At 51.5% G+C, this 14,106-nt stretch carries 18 protein-coding genes; 6 read left to right on the top strand and 12 right to left on the bottom strand.

All coding sequences use genetic code 11. The features are described 5' to 3' along the window. Positions 1 to 153: 153 nt before the first annotated feature. From ccmI to MWU63_RS14735, 3 genes are read left to right on the top strand one after another with little or no spacing between them, the layout of a single operon-like run. Positions 154 to 1,377, top strand: coding sequence for a c-type cytochrome biogenesis protein CcmI (gene ccmI / locus MWU63_RS14745; RefSeq protein ID WP_213890761.1), 1,224 nt, complete (start codon positions 154 to 156; stop codon positions 1,375 to 1,377). Continuing rightward, the gene (gene ruvX / locus MWU63_RS14740; protein ID WP_213890760.1) at positions 1,374 to 1,841 is read left to right on the top strand and encodes a Holliday junction resolvase RuvX; all 468 of its coding nucleotides are present in this window, start codon (positions 1,374 to 1,376) and stop codon (positions 1,839 to 1,841) included. The genes ccmI and ruvX overlap by 4 nt, the downstream gene beginning before the upstream one ends. An 11-nt stretch (positions 1,842 to 1,852) precedes the next feature. After that, positions 1,853 to 2,083 (top strand): DUF1289 domain-containing protein, encoded by a 231-nt coding sequence (locus MWU63_RS14735; RefSeq protein ID WP_213890759.1) that lies wholly within the window; start codon positions 1,853 to 1,855, stop codon positions 2,081 to 2,083. A gap of 49 nt (positions 2,084 to 2,132) precedes the next feature. Here the strand turns inward: MWU63_RS14735 and MWU63_RS14730 are convergent, their stop codons facing one another. From MWU63_RS14730 to MWU63_RS14695, 8 genes are all read right to left on the bottom strand, one after another. Further along, entirely contained in the window at positions 2,133 to 2,924 is a 792-nt protein-coding gene (locus tag MWU63_RS14730; RefSeq protein ID WP_213890758.1) for a hypothetical protein, read from the bottom strand. After that, on the bottom strand, positions 2,921 to 3,739 hold the full coding sequence (locus MWU63_RS14725) for a sulfite exporter TauE/SafE family protein (protein ID WP_213890757.1): 819 nt from the start codon (positions 3,737 to 3,739) through the stop codon (positions 2,921 to 2,923). Before MWU63_RS14725 ends, MWU63_RS14730 begins: the two co-directional genes overlap by 4 nt. Before the next feature lie 8 nt (positions 3,740 to 3,747). Further along, positions 3,748 to 4,749 (bottom strand): tRNA dihydrouridine(20/20a) synthase DusA, encoded by a 1,002-nt coding sequence (gene dusA, locus MWU63_RS14720; protein WP_247078528.1) that lies wholly within the window; start codon positions 4,747 to 4,749, stop codon positions 3,748 to 3,750. Positions 4,750 to 5,051: 302 nt separating this feature from the next. Then, positions 5,052 to 5,939, bottom strand: a complete 888-nt coding sequence (locus MWU63_RS14715; protein ID WP_213891368.1) for an MBL fold metallo-hydrolase — start codon at positions 5,937 to 5,939, stop codon at positions 5,052 to 5,054. Positions 5,940 to 5,953: 14 nt separating this feature from the next. Further along, positions 5,954 to 6,370 (bottom strand): DUF6691 family protein, encoded by a 417-nt coding sequence (locus MWU63_RS14710; RefSeq protein WP_247078526.1) that lies wholly within the window; start codon positions 6,368 to 6,370, stop codon positions 5,954 to 5,956. A 1-nt stretch (position 6,371) separates the two neighbouring features. Further along, positions 6,372 to 6,806 (bottom strand): YeeE/YedE thiosulfate transporter family protein, encoded by a 435-nt coding sequence (locus MWU63_RS14705; protein ID WP_213891364.1) that lies wholly within the window; start codon positions 6,804 to 6,806, stop codon positions 6,372 to 6,374. Continuing rightward, positions 6,803 to 7,021, bottom strand: coding sequence for a DUF2892 domain-containing protein (locus tag MWU63_RS14700; protein ID WP_213891363.1), 219 nt, complete (start codon positions 7,019 to 7,021; stop codon positions 6,803 to 6,805). Before MWU63_RS14700 ends, MWU63_RS14705 begins: the two co-directional genes overlap by 4 nt. A gap of 94 nt (positions 7,022 to 7,115) precedes the next feature. After that, positions 7,116 to 7,772, bottom strand: a complete 657-nt coding sequence (locus tag MWU63_RS14695) for a Crp/Fnr family transcriptional regulator (protein ID WP_213891361.1) — start codon at positions 7,770 to 7,772, stop codon at positions 7,116 to 7,118. Positions 7,773 to 7,978: 206 nt separating this feature from the next. Between MWU63_RS14695 and MWU63_RS14690 the strand changes: the two genes are divergently transcribed. Next, entirely contained in the window at positions 7,979 to 9,154 is a 1,176-nt protein-coding gene (locus tag MWU63_RS14690; RefSeq protein ID WP_213891359.1) for an MFS transporter, read from the top strand. 355 nt (positions 9,155 to 9,509) lie between these two features. Here the strand turns inward: MWU63_RS14690 and MWU63_RS14685 are convergent, their stop codons facing one another. The 3 genes from MWU63_RS14685 to MWU63_RS14675 form a co-directional block, all read right to left on the bottom strand. Then, a complete protein-coding gene (locus MWU63_RS14685; RefSeq protein WP_213891357.1) occupies positions 9,510 to 9,893 on the bottom strand; it encodes a hypothetical protein in 384 nt (127 codons plus the stop codon). Positions 9,894 to 10,156: 263 nt separating this feature from the next. Then, positions 10,157 to 10,861, bottom strand: coding sequence for a hypothetical protein (locus MWU63_RS14680; RefSeq protein ID WP_247078524.1), 705 nt, complete (start codon positions 10,859 to 10,861; stop codon positions 10,157 to 10,159). Between the two features lie 461 nt (positions 10,862 to 11,322). Next, the gene (locus MWU63_RS14675) at positions 11,323 to 11,562 is read right to left on the bottom strand and encodes a hypothetical protein (protein WP_213891353.1); all 240 of its coding nucleotides are present in this window, start codon (positions 11,560 to 11,562) and stop codon (positions 11,323 to 11,325) included. 245 nt (positions 11,563 to 11,807) lie between these two features. Between MWU63_RS14675 and MWU63_RS14670 the strand changes: the two genes are divergently transcribed. Further along, entirely contained in the window at positions 11,808 to 12,485 is a 678-nt protein-coding gene (locus MWU63_RS14670) for a TVP38/TMEM64 family protein (RefSeq protein ID WP_213891351.1), read from the top strand. Between the two features lie 51 nt (positions 12,486 to 12,536). Here MWU63_RS14670 and MWU63_RS14665 read toward each other — a convergent pair whose 3' ends face one another. Further along, positions 12,537 to 12,980, bottom strand: a complete 444-nt coding sequence (locus tag MWU63_RS14665; RefSeq protein ID WP_213891349.1) for a YqaA family protein — start codon at positions 12,978 to 12,980, stop codon at positions 12,537 to 12,539. A gap of 323 nt (positions 12,981 to 13,303) precedes the next feature. Here MWU63_RS14665 and MWU63_RS14660 point away from each other — a divergent pair, with 323 nt between their 5' ends. Beyond that, positions 13,304 to 13,891, top strand: a complete 588-nt coding sequence (locus MWU63_RS14660) for a hypothetical protein (RefSeq protein ID WP_246531870.1) — start codon at positions 13,304 to 13,306, stop codon at positions 13,889 to 13,891. Positions 13,892 to 14,106: the final 215 nt, after the last annotated feature.

The raw sequence follows: 14,106 nt of genomic DNA, 5'->3' as shown, positions 1-14,106 counted from the left end.
TGATAAAAGATGCGACATAGCGCCCCTAATTGAGGCAGAACTCATGCCGCGTCCCTTCAACCAACTCTTAAATTGTACCGAGTTGCGACCCATCGCCCCTTTTTATCCCTCGGCTTCGCATATAGATGTCTTGCAGGAAATTCGGAGGGGCCAATGGGGTTCTGGATCACATCTGCAAGCCTGAGCATTCTGGTGCTGGCATTGATGCTAACAGCACTTCTGCGGCGACGCGAAAGTGTTGATGCCCCCGCAGCCCATGATATGCGGGTCTATCGTGATCAGCTAAAAGAGCTTGAACGCGATCTTGCCCGCGGCGTTGTACGCCATGATGAGGCAGAAAGAACAAAGCTGGAAATCTCGCGCCGCATTCTGAGCGCTGATAAAGACGCAGCAGGGCGTGACGCAGCCATCAAAGCCCCTGAAAAAATGTCGCGCTTCACTGCTTTGCTTGTGTCGCTGGTTCTGCTGGGTGGCTCATATGCATTGTACCATCAACTGGGTGCTGCAGGTTACCCCGATTTACCACTTCAGGCACGCTTGGAAAATGCGGCAGAGGCCCGCGCCAGCCGACCGGATCAGGCCACAGTAGAATCGAGTGTTCCCGCAACAGCGATCCCGCGCGATCCACAGTTTGTTGAACTGATGGTTCAGTTGCGCAGTGCGCTTGAACGCCGCCCCAATGATCTTGAAGGCTTTCGCCTGCTCGCCTCGAACGAAGCCATCATGGGTAATTTCGAAGCCGCCTACCGCGCGCAAGGCCGGGTTCTGGAACTGAAGGGCGACAGCGCGACCGCGGATGACTACGCAAAATATGCTGATTTCCTCGTTCTGGCCGCTGGAGGGTATGTTTCCCCCGAAGCAGAAAACGCACTCATGCGCAGCCTGCAAATTGACAGGGAAAACGGAACGGCGCGCTATTATTCAGGATTGCTTTTTGCTCAAAACGGGCGTCCTGACCTTGCTTTTCAGTTCTGGCGTGGCCTTTTGGACGGCAGCCCGCCGGACGCCCCCTGGGTTCCGGCTATTCGCGCTCAAATCGAAGATATCGCCTATCTTGCCGGGGTGAAATACACCCTGCCGCCAAAGGAAAGTGCACCCATCGGTCCAAGTGCTGCAGATGTTGAAGCAGCGCAAAACATGAGCGTTGAAGAACGCACGGCAATGATCCGCAACATGGTTGAAGGGCTTTCAGCGCGGCTCGCCTCTGAAGGCGGGACACAGTCGGAATGGGCACGTCTGATTACGGCCCTTGGTGTTTTAGGTGAACAGGATCGTGCGCAGGCTATATGGGTAGATGCACAGGAGGTCTTTGCAGACAGCCCAGCGGCGCTTGCGGAAATCGGTACCGCCGCCAAAAACGCTGGAATAGCTGAATGATCTACGACGATATTTCCGAATTCGCCGCCGCATTGCCATCGATGCAGGCGATCGCCGGGATCGACTTTGGTGAAAAAACAATTGGTGTGGCGGTCTCTGACAGCTACCGCGCGGTTGCTACCCCGCTTGAAACCATTCGTCGTAAGAAATTCACGCTCGACGCCGCTCGTCTGCTCGAAATTGCCGATGGGCGCAGGCTTGGCGGGCTCGTGCTTGGTCTGCCGCGAAACATGGATGGCTCTGAGGGCCCGCGCTGCCAGAAAACCCGCGCCTTTGCCCGAAACCTAAGTCGTCTGACAGATCTGCCAATCGGATTCTGGGACGAGCGTTTGTCGACTGTGGCCGCCGAAAAAGCGCTTTTAGAGGCGGATACGACACGAAAACGTCGCGCAGAGGTCATAGATCACGTCGCGGCAGGGTATATCCTGCAGGGTGTGTTGGACAGACTCGGCCATTTGAAATAGGGCGCCACAAGATGAAAGACGATGTTTGGAAAAGAGATGAGGTGCAATCGCCCTGCATCAAAATCTGCGTCGTCCATCCTGAAGCGCGGATTTGTACGGGCTGTTACCGCACAATGGATGAAATTCGGGACTGGTCGCGGATGACCCCCGAAACACGCAGCGATATCATGTCAGAATTGTCTGGCCGCGCCCCAAAACTCGCCAAACGACGTGGCGGACGTGCGGCACGGCTGAACCGGTAGCACCCAAAAAGTTTTCAAAACTTTTTTAAAACTCTTTGCAAGAGTTTTACTACGGCGCATCCAGCCATTCTTTCACGCCGCCTGTGAATTCCGGTCTGAAATAGCAGATCATCCGGCCCTCGTCAGGGGCTTCTGCCCCCTCTTCCCACGAGCTGACACCGTGCAATGCGTGGCGATGCAAAAGATAGGCCTCACCCGGTTGGGCGGTAACTTTCACCCGCGGGCAGGTTTCAAAAACCTCGCGGCGGGCGGTCTGATACACATTGGTCAAATCGACATCCATCCAAGTTTCAACAGGATGCGCCTTCAGCGCAGTTCTGAAAACACGCTGCATGATCTTGTGGCTGCCTTCCCAGATCACCAGAGGAGCTGTGCGATCATTGCAAGCGGTCATCGGAAGCCCAAGCACGAAGGCATGGGGTTCTTTCACCATGCGGCGCCGGGCTTTCCCAACAGGCTTCAACCCATCAACATGTGCGGCGTCCCGGTTTTGTCGATACCAAAAGCCAGCGTCACTTTCGCCCATGCGCGGACGCGGATACCCCGGATAAACAATGGAAACCTGCCCCTTATCAAAGGGCAATAAAGCGCCCCCAAGATAGCTGCGTAGAAACTCCAATACTGTTCCCTTTAGTGGGCCGGACCCTTCGACCGCGCCGCGTTCATCGGCGTTCAGGGCATCAACGCCAACAAACCAGGTGCCTTCACAATCCAGCCAGTCCCGCACAAAAGCAAGGTCACGCCGTGCCTTCAATGCGACTGGAACTGCAGATTTAAGCCACTCAAGTACCGCCGGATCGCTCGCAAATTTCTGCCAACCCTTATCCAGCAGCGCATTCATAGTCCGGCAGCCTTTCGCAGCATGTTAAGCGCAACCAATATCAGAAAAAATGAAAACACGCGTTTCAGTGGTTTTGGATCCATGCTATGCGCGATCTTTACCCCGTAAGGCGCTGTTATCATGGTCATAAGTATAACAAGTATAAACGCAGGAGCATTAACTGAACCAATGGTATAGGGAGGGCGAACATCCGGAACACTTAGCAAAAACCCAATAACAGAAGGGACCGCAATGATCACGCCAAAGCCCGCAGCTGTTGCAACGGCGCGGTGAATTGGCTGCGCGTAAAGGCTCATCAAAGGAACACCGAATGAACCGCCACCGATTCCCATCAAAACTGAAAGAAACCCTAGTATCGGGGACAGGATAATCCGGGTCAAACCACCCGGCATAGCCGCGCCTAACCGCCAGTTTTCACGCCCAAATCCAAGGTATAGTCCGACGATAATTCCCAGGACACCGAATATGCCCTGCAAAACAACCGACCTTAACGAAGCCGCGACCATCACGCCCAAAACAGCCCCGACGACGATGCCCGGGGCCCACCGGCGCAGAATCTCCCAGTCAACCGCGCCCTTTTTGTTGTGGCTGGCCACCGATCTCAGCGATGTCACAATGATCGTTGCCAAAGAGGTTGCCAGACAGATTTGCATCAGCTGAGAGCTTTGATACCCAAGTGCGCTGAACGTATAGAAAAATGCAGGCACCAGAATGATGCCGCCGCCGACCCCTAAAAGGCCGGCCATAACGCCTGCGAATGCACCAATGACAAGCAATAGACCCGCCATCTGCAAAAGTATCGACATCTCTGGCATGGTGGCTCCTAGGCTGTGGTTGCGGCACTCTCAGGGAATTCTTCAACACAGTCCAGTGCCTGTTCGATCAAACCCCAGTCAGCGCCCGCACGGTGCCCGTTTTCAGAAAGCATCCGTCGCCACCCACGCGCGCCCGGCCGGCCGGCAAACAGCCCAAGCATATGGCGACTGACCGACATAAGCTTGCCACCTTCGGCTATATGCGCGTCGATATAGGGGCGCATTTCGCGCACAACCTGGTGGGCAGATTTGTGGGTGATTTCACCAAATATTTCGCGGTCGACGTCAAGCAGAATGTCAGAAGGTGTATGATAAGTCGCCCGGCCAATCATCACACCATCCAATCCAGCCGCCAGCATTTCTTTTGCCTGAGCGAGGCTCGAAATACCACCATTTATTGATATATCAAGATCTTGAAAGGCGTCTTTCATCTTAAAAACAAGCGCATAGTTAAGCGGCGGTATGTTCCGGTTTTCCTTGGGGCTCAGCCCCTGGAGCCAGGCTTTGCGTGCGTGAATTTGCACGCGACGCGCACCCGCATCCCTGACGCGTGCCAGAAAGTCAGGCAGGACCTTGTCGGGGTTCTGATTATCTACCCCGATCCGGCATTTTACCGTTACTTCGACGGATGAGGCTTTGATCATTGCAGCAACGCAGTCAGCAACAAGCGCCGGGCGCTCCATCAGAACCGCGCCAAAACATCCCGATTGCACCCGGTCAGATGGGCACCCGACGTTGAGGTTGACCTCATCATAGCCTTCCTCGCAACAAATTGCGGTCGCGTCGGCAAGCTCTGCCGGGTCAGAACCACCCAATTGAACAGCAACAGGATGCTCCGCAGGGCTGTAACGCAGTAAATGCCGCGCTCCGCCACGCACCAAAGCAGGCGCTGTCACCATTTCGGTATAAAGCAAGGCACGCCGGCTCATTAACCGGTGCAGGTAGCGACAATGTCGGTCTGTCCAATCCATCATAGGGGCAATAGACAGGCGGTGGGCGGGGTAAGTCATTACAGGACCCGGCAGAAACTTCTTTGCCGTTCCCTAAGCCTTTCATGAAGATTTGCCAAGATCACTCTGCGATGACCGATTCAATTTGCCCATCAGTTTTCGCTTCGCCTGTGCCTGGGGCTATAAAACATTGCATGTAAGTTCATCCAGAAAACAAGTGCGACACAGGCGATCGACCAGCGGGGCATTTGTAAATGAACGCGCAGCAACCATTTATTGCATGCTGCGCGACATCAGACGTTCAGATTTGGGCCGGCACCAAAAGCGTGCCGACAATTTTACGAATACCTATTCTCAAGTTTTCAGAGCTTATTTACAGGAACTTTGAGGAAGGTATTGCCGTCCTCATCAGCTGGCGGCATGTCCCCTGCCCGCATGTTCACCTGTAAAGAGGGAATGATAAGTCGCGGCATATCAAGTGTCGCATCGCGATCTTCACGCATTTTCACAAACACTTCGCGCGATGTGCCGCCACCCACATGAATGTTTGTGGCCTTTTCTTCGCGCACCGTCGTTTCCCAGCGTATCTCGCGCCCGTTAGGCCCATAATCGTGGCAAATAAACAAGCGCATGTCATCCGGCAATGAGAGCACTTTTTGAATTGAATCATAAAGCTCTCCAGCGTCACCACCCGGGAAATCCGCGCGGGCAGAACCGCCATCGGGCATAAACAATGTGTCGCCTACAAAGGCTACGTCGCCAATGACATACACCATACAAGCCGGCGTGTGGCCGGGAGTGTGAATGGCAACCCCCTGCATCGAACCGATCTTGTATGTGTCACCATCTTTAAACAACCGGTCAAACTGGCTGCCATCGCGCTGGAACTCTGTCCCTTCATTGAAAACTTTACCAAAAGTTTCCTGTACCACAGTGATCTTGTCACCCACGGTGATATCACCACCCAGCTTTTCCTGAATATAAGGTGCCGCAGACAGGTGATCTGCATGAACATGGGTCTCGATCTGCAAGATCAGCTTCATACCATTGCTCTGGACAAAATCGATGATTTTATCTGCGCTGTCTGTTGTTATACGACCGGCCGCATAATCGATATCCATCACTGAATCGACGATGGCACAAGCATCAGAGGACGGGTCCTTCACCACATAAGAGATTGTATTCGTGTCCGGGTCAAAAAACGCCGTCACCTCTGGCTTAACATCCATGTTTACCGGGTAATCTGACATTGAATTCTCTCCTCTCATAACAAACGCGCCTGAAACTGTCTGGCGACAAAAATGCCGGCCAGCAGCGCCGCGATAAAATACACTACTTCGATTTTACCAGTTCCGATCACTGGCAGGGCACCGCCCGGGCAAAACCCGCCAATCCCCCAGCCAATGCCAAATATGATCGCACCGCCAACGAGTGGCAGGTCTATCTCTTGCTTGCTTGGCAACAAAAACTCTTTGGCCATAGCGGGCTTAGGTTTGCCCAGCACAACCCGATATCCGAGAAAGGTCACAACAAGTGCGCCCCCCATCACAAAAATAAGGCTGGGATCCCAAGTTCCCGCGATGTCAAAGAAGTTCACGACCTTAGCGGGGTTTCCCATCCCGGAAATGGAAATACCCAATCCAAAGATCAGCCCAACGAGGTAATATGTGATCAAACGCATTTTATCCCGCTCCAAGAAAATGTCGTATTACGAAGACGGTCACAAAGGTCGTCAGCATGAAGGTACATGTCGCTACGATCGAGCGCAGCGAAAGACGTGCCATTCCACATACGCCATGGCCTGACGTGCACCCAGACCCCAACGTTACACCAATTCCAACAACAAACCCGCCAACCAGAAGCATTGGCAGTGAAACCGGCACCTCAACCGCTGGAAAACTTCCTGTCAGCAGCAAATAAAGGACCGGTCCTGAAACCATGCCCAGAACAAGCACTGCGCGCCAAAGCCAGTCGCCAGAATTGGAAGGAAACAGCACGCCCGACAAAATGCCTGTCGCGCCAAAAACGCGACCGTGCAATAGCATCAGGAGAACGGCCGCTAAGCCGATCAAAAAACCGCCGAACAGCGAGGCCCAAGGGGTAAACTCTGTCATCATTTTGAAGACCGGCAGGTTTTAATACCAAAGATCAAGTAAAGCGGACAGACGCGCATTGCCGATGTTGCGAGCATGACCAACCCAACAATAATGGCCCCCCACTTCATCAGGCCACTTTCAAACAAGGTTATATTGCTAAACAAGGCCAATCCCAGCAACACGACGCCAATCAAGGCGCGCAGGCCGCGGTCCAGACCGCCAACATTCTTAGACATTTACTTGCTCCTACTTGCTCCGATTCTTTCTACTCCCATTATTATACAACACCACCGTTCGTCGGTCGGTGATCTTGTCACAGAGCAGTGGTATTTATTCGGAACGCGCTAATTTTTCGAGCGCTGCAGTATCGGTGAGTGTGACCACAGCGCGGCTGAGCACGACCCAACCGCGGCGCTGAAAGTCCTGCAACTGGCGCGAAATCACCTCGCGCGCGGTGCCAAGTTCTGTTGCGAGTTGCTGGTGTGTGGTGTGCAAAGATCCGGTGTCACGACCAAGCTCCAGCAGTTTTTGCGCCAGACGAATATCTATCCGGCGAAAAGCGATTTCCTCGATAACGTAAAACAGGTCGGTAATGCGTCTTGAGTAGGCAGAGAATACAAACTGCCGGAAGTCAGTCGAGTCTGAAACGAGCTTGTCAAATACATCACGCGGAATCGCTGCGGCGACAACATCGGTTTCGGCAATCCCTTCTGCCGAATAATCCTCGTAGGCGAGCAGACAAGCCGTTGTCAGAACGCAGCTTTCGCCAGCGTGCACCCTGTAAAGCACGATTTCACGCCCGCCTTCGGTTGTCTGGCTGACGCGAACAGTTCCTTCAATCAGCAAAAGCAGGTTTTCTGGGGCTTTTCCTGGGCCAAATATCACGGTGTCTTTCGGCACCTTGACGATCATGCTTTTCTCGACGAGCAAATCCCGGATTGGCGCGGGCAGTTTGGACAGCCCGGCAAAACGATCAATCCAATCCATAAAATTCGCTCCTGACATTTGCGCCACTCAAACTAAAACGCGCTGTATGGATGGGCAAGCATGCCATTTCTTTTGTCTCTGATTTGTTCCGGTGCAACCGTTCAACCAAGAAAGAATTGGGAAAGCTCGTTCGTTGCATTTAAAATTCTCATTTTCTTGTTCCCCTATCTAAGCCTAGCATGCAGCTATTAAAGCAGGAGAGCCTTATGCCTAAAGATCGCGCCATACTGCATCTTGCTTTGGGGCAGACACTGGTCTGGGCGGGGCTTTACTATATCTTCCCAGCCTCCCTGCTGAGATGGGAGCAGGAACTAGGATGGTCCAAAACCAGTCTCACCGCCGCGATCACTCTGGCGGTTCTCATATCAGCCATGCTCTCTCCTTTAACTGGCAGGATTATCGACAAGGGGCGCGGGCCGTTGATGATGGCAGGGTCGGCTTTTTGTGGCGGAATCGGATTGCTTTTTCTATCAATGGTTACAGAGCTTTGGCAATTCTATCTGGTTTGGGCCGCTATCGGGATGACGATGGCCGGGTGCCTTTATGAACCCTGCTTCGCCCTGATCACCCGCACGCGGGGAGAGAAGGCAAAAAGCGGGATAATCTTCATCACGCTTGCCGCAGGGTTTGCAAGCACGATTAGCTTTCCGGTGATGCACACACTGGCAAGCCAGCTAGGCTGGCGCACGGCGACAGTCATGTTCGGGCTGATGGTGATCCTTTTCGTTACGCCGCTGCTCTGGAGCGGGGCCCGTGGCCTTGAGCAGGGCCGCATGGATAGCACGAAAAATGAGGAACATGAGACGGGCAAGAAAGACGGATTTTTGAAAAGGCCTACCTTCTGGTTTCTGGCGATCGGTTTCGCCTCAATTGCTTTGGTGCACGGGGCCACTTTGCACCACCTTCTCCCAATCCTTGATGAACGTGGCATTTCGGGCGAAATGGCTGTGCTCGCCGCCTCCTTCATAGGTCCGATGCAGGTTGCTGGCAGGCTGGCGATGATGGCCTCTGAAAAATACACATCTCACCACGGTATCGCTGTCGTGGCTTTTGTGCTGATCGGATTGTCGATTGTTTTGTTAGCGGTCAGTGGTGCGTCGCCCGCCTTCCTGTCGTCCTTTGTCATACTTTTCGCAGGAGCGTATGGAACCGTCAGCATCCTGCGTCCTCTGATTACAAGGGACATACTCGGACAGCGGAATTTTGGTGCCAAATCAGGTGCCCTTGCCCTGCCCTACCTCGGTGGCTCGGCAACAGCGCCCTATCTGGGCTCTCTCATCTGGGAGCGCGGTGGATATGATGTAATGCTCATTATTTTGACGATCCTTACCGTTATAGGGTGTTGTTCCTATCTTGTGGCACACCGGCTTTCAGGCTCTTAACGACCACGACCGGTCCTACTTAGCCAACTTATGACAAAGTGTTTTTCGAAATGGTGATCCCATCAGGCACCGAAGTAATTGTCCCAAATCATACCACCCTGCCCCAATAGCCTTTTGAAGAAGCATGTAAATAAGGTGTTTGGGGTCGCCGACTGTTTCATAGTGTTTCACAATGCCCCTGGCAGTTCCGCGAAAATTGGGGAATATGTGGGGAATGAAACGAATGGCAAAGCTGGCAGCGAACATTCTAAGCACCGCAAGCGCAGGAAAGCATTCCGACGGTGGTGGCCTCTACCGGCCTCATGGTGTTTGATACACGAGACACATAGATGTTAGCTTGAAGTTTCTTGATGTGTTACGTCGGGTCATCTTTTGATCGTATTTTGATGCCCGGACGTTTCGGAATAACTTCCTCCGAACTATTCATGTGCAGATCAACTGGAGCATGAACCTCTTCAACCACTATCTCATCCCCCTGAATACGCCGAAAACCTGCATCGATTGAAACAATTCCTTTGTACCCAAATCTGAATCGGCCCCCGTGGCTTGGTAAGTACCCTTCCGCACCGCGATATGAAAAAGCACAACAGTTCGGATAGTCTGCCAAAAACTCGTCCTTTGTTTCATAGACTTTGTAGGAAACTTGCTCATGTCCGTCTTCGGGCACTTTGACCCGAATGCGGATTGGGAACGCTCTTTCGTTTTTGGCTTTCTTGGGGGAGCGGGAACGAGTTTTCATAGGGAAACCTGTATCAGCAGGAAACGCTTTGTTTCAACATAAGCTATATATCCTTAGGTTGTATTGCAGTTACACAGCCGCATGATTGATTTTACTGTCCCTCAGAACCGTAGGTACTGTCTCGGTGTTCCGATGCTCTTGGTAGAGCTTACAGCGCTGCTGTTGCTCGCATCTTGGCTAGTGTGAGCGATTCTGCTTTCGAACAACACTCACAAGCTTCCATCAGACATCACATGAATCGTTATCGCATCTAGCAGATGGCATCACCGAGTAGCTTTCCCCATCCGCCAAATCGCGACGGTGCTATTCGAACGTCTCACAATAATTGTCATGTCTGCTTGGGGGAAATAGTAAGCATCGTGTAGGTTCAGGTCCGCCTCTGACTTTGCGTATTCTCCCAAAACTTTCACAAATTGGCTCTCATTCCATTGTGTTCCAACCACTACGTTTTCAATCACCCACTTCTGCGCCACATTCCGTTGGTCGGCTTGGCCCTTACTCTCGCCAGAACCCGTCAATTCAATTTCCGCGATTCCTAAAATTTCCTCTCTGATCTCCCTCGCAGCGCTGGGACCATTTTCCGCACCCCACCTCGGATAGAAGGTAACTTCTGCTAAATATTCGCCAGCGGGTAAGTTTTCGCTTTCACCGTCGAGAATTACGGTTTGCACGGGAGACGTAATAGTTACGCGTTTTGACACACCAATGTATGTGTCAGTTGGGTTTTGATCCTTGATCGAAAGACTTGCCATGACCTCAATCGGTAAGGGGATATTAGTATTGACTGTAAGTTCTGCGGTGAAGGCAGAGGCCGGGGATGCTTCAACGAAAATTTCAAAACCAGTCGTGATATCCTGAACCGCAGCATTTGCGGGTGGAGTCTCTTTTGCAACCTCAGGCTCTTCAAAAAAAACGCCAAGAACAATTATCAAAGCTCCGATTGCAACTAGTAAACTAAGTTTTTTCATGATGTTACTTTCAAATTTTTTTATAGACCGTGTGAAGATATCATGTCCATTTCCACTCGCCTAAAGACGAACCTAGACACCCGAAAAGCTGAGGATCTAGTAAAATTCAGCAGAAATTTTCACAAGGAACCCCATCGTTATCCCCATCCAAGCGGCCTCCCCAAGAGCAATTCCGGAACAACCAGTAGGCTTCTTCACAACTTCTAATCGTCCGGGAGCAAGTCTTTTTTGGGCTGCAAGAATAAGATTGTGCAAGTTGCATGACCCTTTCACGCGGTGGTTTGTTTGATTTTTGTACATCGCCTTGTTGAAGGGGTGCAACGGAGGCTGGTAATGAGAGTAAGGCAATAACTGCCAATGTATTTATTTAAACAAAGACCCGCATTTCAAAATTCCAGTATTAGTTTAGATTAACAATTCATGAACAACTTTAAAGTGAAACCAAGAGCGTATCAATCATGCTAAAACAGACTTCGATTTCTGCTCTGGTTTTCGTAGCATCCTTTCAACCCGTTGTTGCTTTCGAGACTGTGGCTCAGTTGAAAGGCATAGCCGTCGTTGCAGACGGTGACGGCGTGCTGTTTGATCAGGTAGAAGTCCGTCTGCAAGTTATACCCGTCTTCAGGCACTTTCACCCGAATGCGGATTGGGAACGCTTGTTCGACTTTGGCTTTCTTGGGGGAGCGGGAACGTGTTCTCATGATAGGGGAACCTAAAGCGAGCAACGAATTTGGAGCCAGGCCAACTACAACAAGCCCTTGTCAATTCTTCGAAAACGATTTTTCTCAAGGCGGTTACCCTGATTGGTCGCCACCATTGGTGAGCGGGCTTTATGGACTGCGGGCGGGTGTTGCGGGCGCGGCTAGGATATTCTAATTTGCACCAACCGGAAGCGGTTGTGGGTTTAAGCTGCTACCTGTCTGCCACAGCAATCAAGGTCAACCAGATGCCCAGTTCAATCAATTGGCGTAGAATTTTGCTGCTCGCATTTTGCCTTCTTCTTGTGGGGGTATTTTTTGTGGTTTGGCAGGTGCCTTCATTTGTCGAGTTTCGCAACAATTTCGATAGTGAAACTATCAAAAAAATGGTGCAGCGAGCCGGGATTTGGGGGCCATTGCTCGTAATCGCTCTGATGACGTTCGCTGTAGTGATGAGCCCACTACCAAGCGCCCCTATTGCACTTGCATCAGGAGCGGCCTATGGCCACTTTCTGGGCACCTTATACGTTCTCGCTGGCGCAGAGGCAGGTGCTTTGATCGCATTTGGATTAGCGAGAGTGTTGGGGCGGGAAACACTACACCACTGGTTTGGTGAACGGCTTGAGATTGGTCTACTGGGATCACAAAATACACTGATGTTAACTGTTTTTTTGAGCCGCCTATTGCCTTTCATCTCCTTTGATCTGGTCAGCTACGCTGCAGGACTTAGCTACCTGCGATTTTGGCGTTTTGCCTTTGCTACTTTGGCTGGAATCATTCCTGCTAGTTTTCTTCTTGCCCATTTTGGGGCCGAGATTACCACTACTAATTTTTCGGGCGCCGCCTGGAGTGCACTGTTGCTTGGCGCTATCACAGGGCTTCCAGTTTTGTGGATCGCATTGCGCCGAAATAATGGGAGGAAATGAATTACCTTCTTTGAGACACACGACATGTCAGTCAGCGTAAGTTTGGCGCGTTCAAGCCCCACTCCATTTTTGAAACACACCTGCAATAAATGCGTAACGGGAAGCTTTGCTAATAGAGACGAGGAGGAGAAAACGAAGCACATCGACGCGTAACGCACCCGCGACGACGGTGATAGGGTCTCCAATCACAGGCAACCAAGAAAGAAGCAAAGACCAGACCCCATACCGATCATACCAAATCTCTGCTCGTTCATAGGCTTTTTCTTTGACAGGGAACCATTTTCGATCGCGGAACATGGAAAAGGTTCGTCCAAGAAACCAGTTAACCAACGAACCAAGTACATTCCCCGCTGTCGCTACGAGAATTAGCATCATTACTTCTTCGCTGCCGCCTGCCAGAAGCGTAAGAAGCATTGCTTCAGATGATCCTGGCAAGAGTGTTGCTGAGGTAAAAGCACTAGCAAAGAGAACGGCAAAGGCAGCAATGGAAGTCATAGGAGCATCCTTTCACGTTCAGAATGCACTGTGCCGAAACGGGTTTGGCCCTTATTGCGCAGCCTGGTACGAGTTACCTGAAAACAAGGAAAGAGGAAAGAAAGTGCATTGCGCTACCTTGTGAAATTTTTCCACAGCAAACTGATTACTGAATAAGGGAAAACTGGTGAAAGGACGCATTAAATGTATTCAGAGTTTCGGCTTCTTTTACATTTCACCTTTGTGCAACAAATAAATGCGGTAAACGAAATTTCGTGATATGCTGTTTAGCTTAGGCCGCTTGCGGCACTCAAGCTGCTTGGCCGCCATTCTGGGGGACAGTCATGAAGCTTATTCATTCAACAAGTTTAGTAATTATATTTTCTCTGACAACGACCGCTGCGCTGTCAGACAGCTATGACCTTAATGCTCTTCGAGCCGCCACTGAAAAATACAAAGATGTAAATGTGGCACTCGAGGAGGGGTTCATACCAGATCCTTCCGGGCATTGTGTATCGGCTGCTGCTGAAGGCCTGCCTGCTGAATGGGGGGCAATGGGCATTCACTACCTTCGTCCAGATATTTTACAGATCACGGGTGATGATCCACGCGTAAATGGAACAGGAACACACACAGATTTTGAGAAACCAGCAATTTTGCTCTATGAGCCTCAGGCTGACGGCTCAATGACCCTTTTGGGAATTGAGAACCTCGTATTTGAAGCGGGGTGGCGAGGAATGGGTCATAATGGGCCGCCAATGACCAATGGCCGCCATTGGGACCATATGGCAGACAACCCGGACACAGAAGGTGACGAAGCGCATGGTTTTATGCCGCATTTTGATCAGCATATTTGGCTTTTCAGGGACAACCCCGCCGGAGATCTCGAGCCATTTAATGTGAATGTTACCTGCGAGCATCACTCGGGATAGGAAACCAGTCCAAGCCAACGCCTAGTGTTCACTTCGTTTTTTCGTGTTCACTACTGACGAAGCCAACAGTCGAAATTGGGGAAGCAGACATTCGTCGGGTTCAGCGGCAATGGCGGCTGAGCAGTGTGGTTTCAACTGATCGCCGCAACACATGCTTCAAATTTCTCTGCTGGCGTTTGGTATTGCAAGGTCTTTCGAGGTCGCTCGTTGAGTTG

The sequence above is a fragment of the Pseudohalocynthiibacter sp. F2068 genome, from assembly GCF_023015645.1.
GTDB lineage: Bacteria > Pseudomonadota > Alphaproteobacteria > Rhodobacterales > Rhodobacteraceae > Pseudohalocynthiibacter > Pseudohalocynthiibacter aestuariivivens.
Note: the sequence above shows the minus strand (reverse complement) of the source record. Positions and strands in the feature narration are given on the sequence as shown.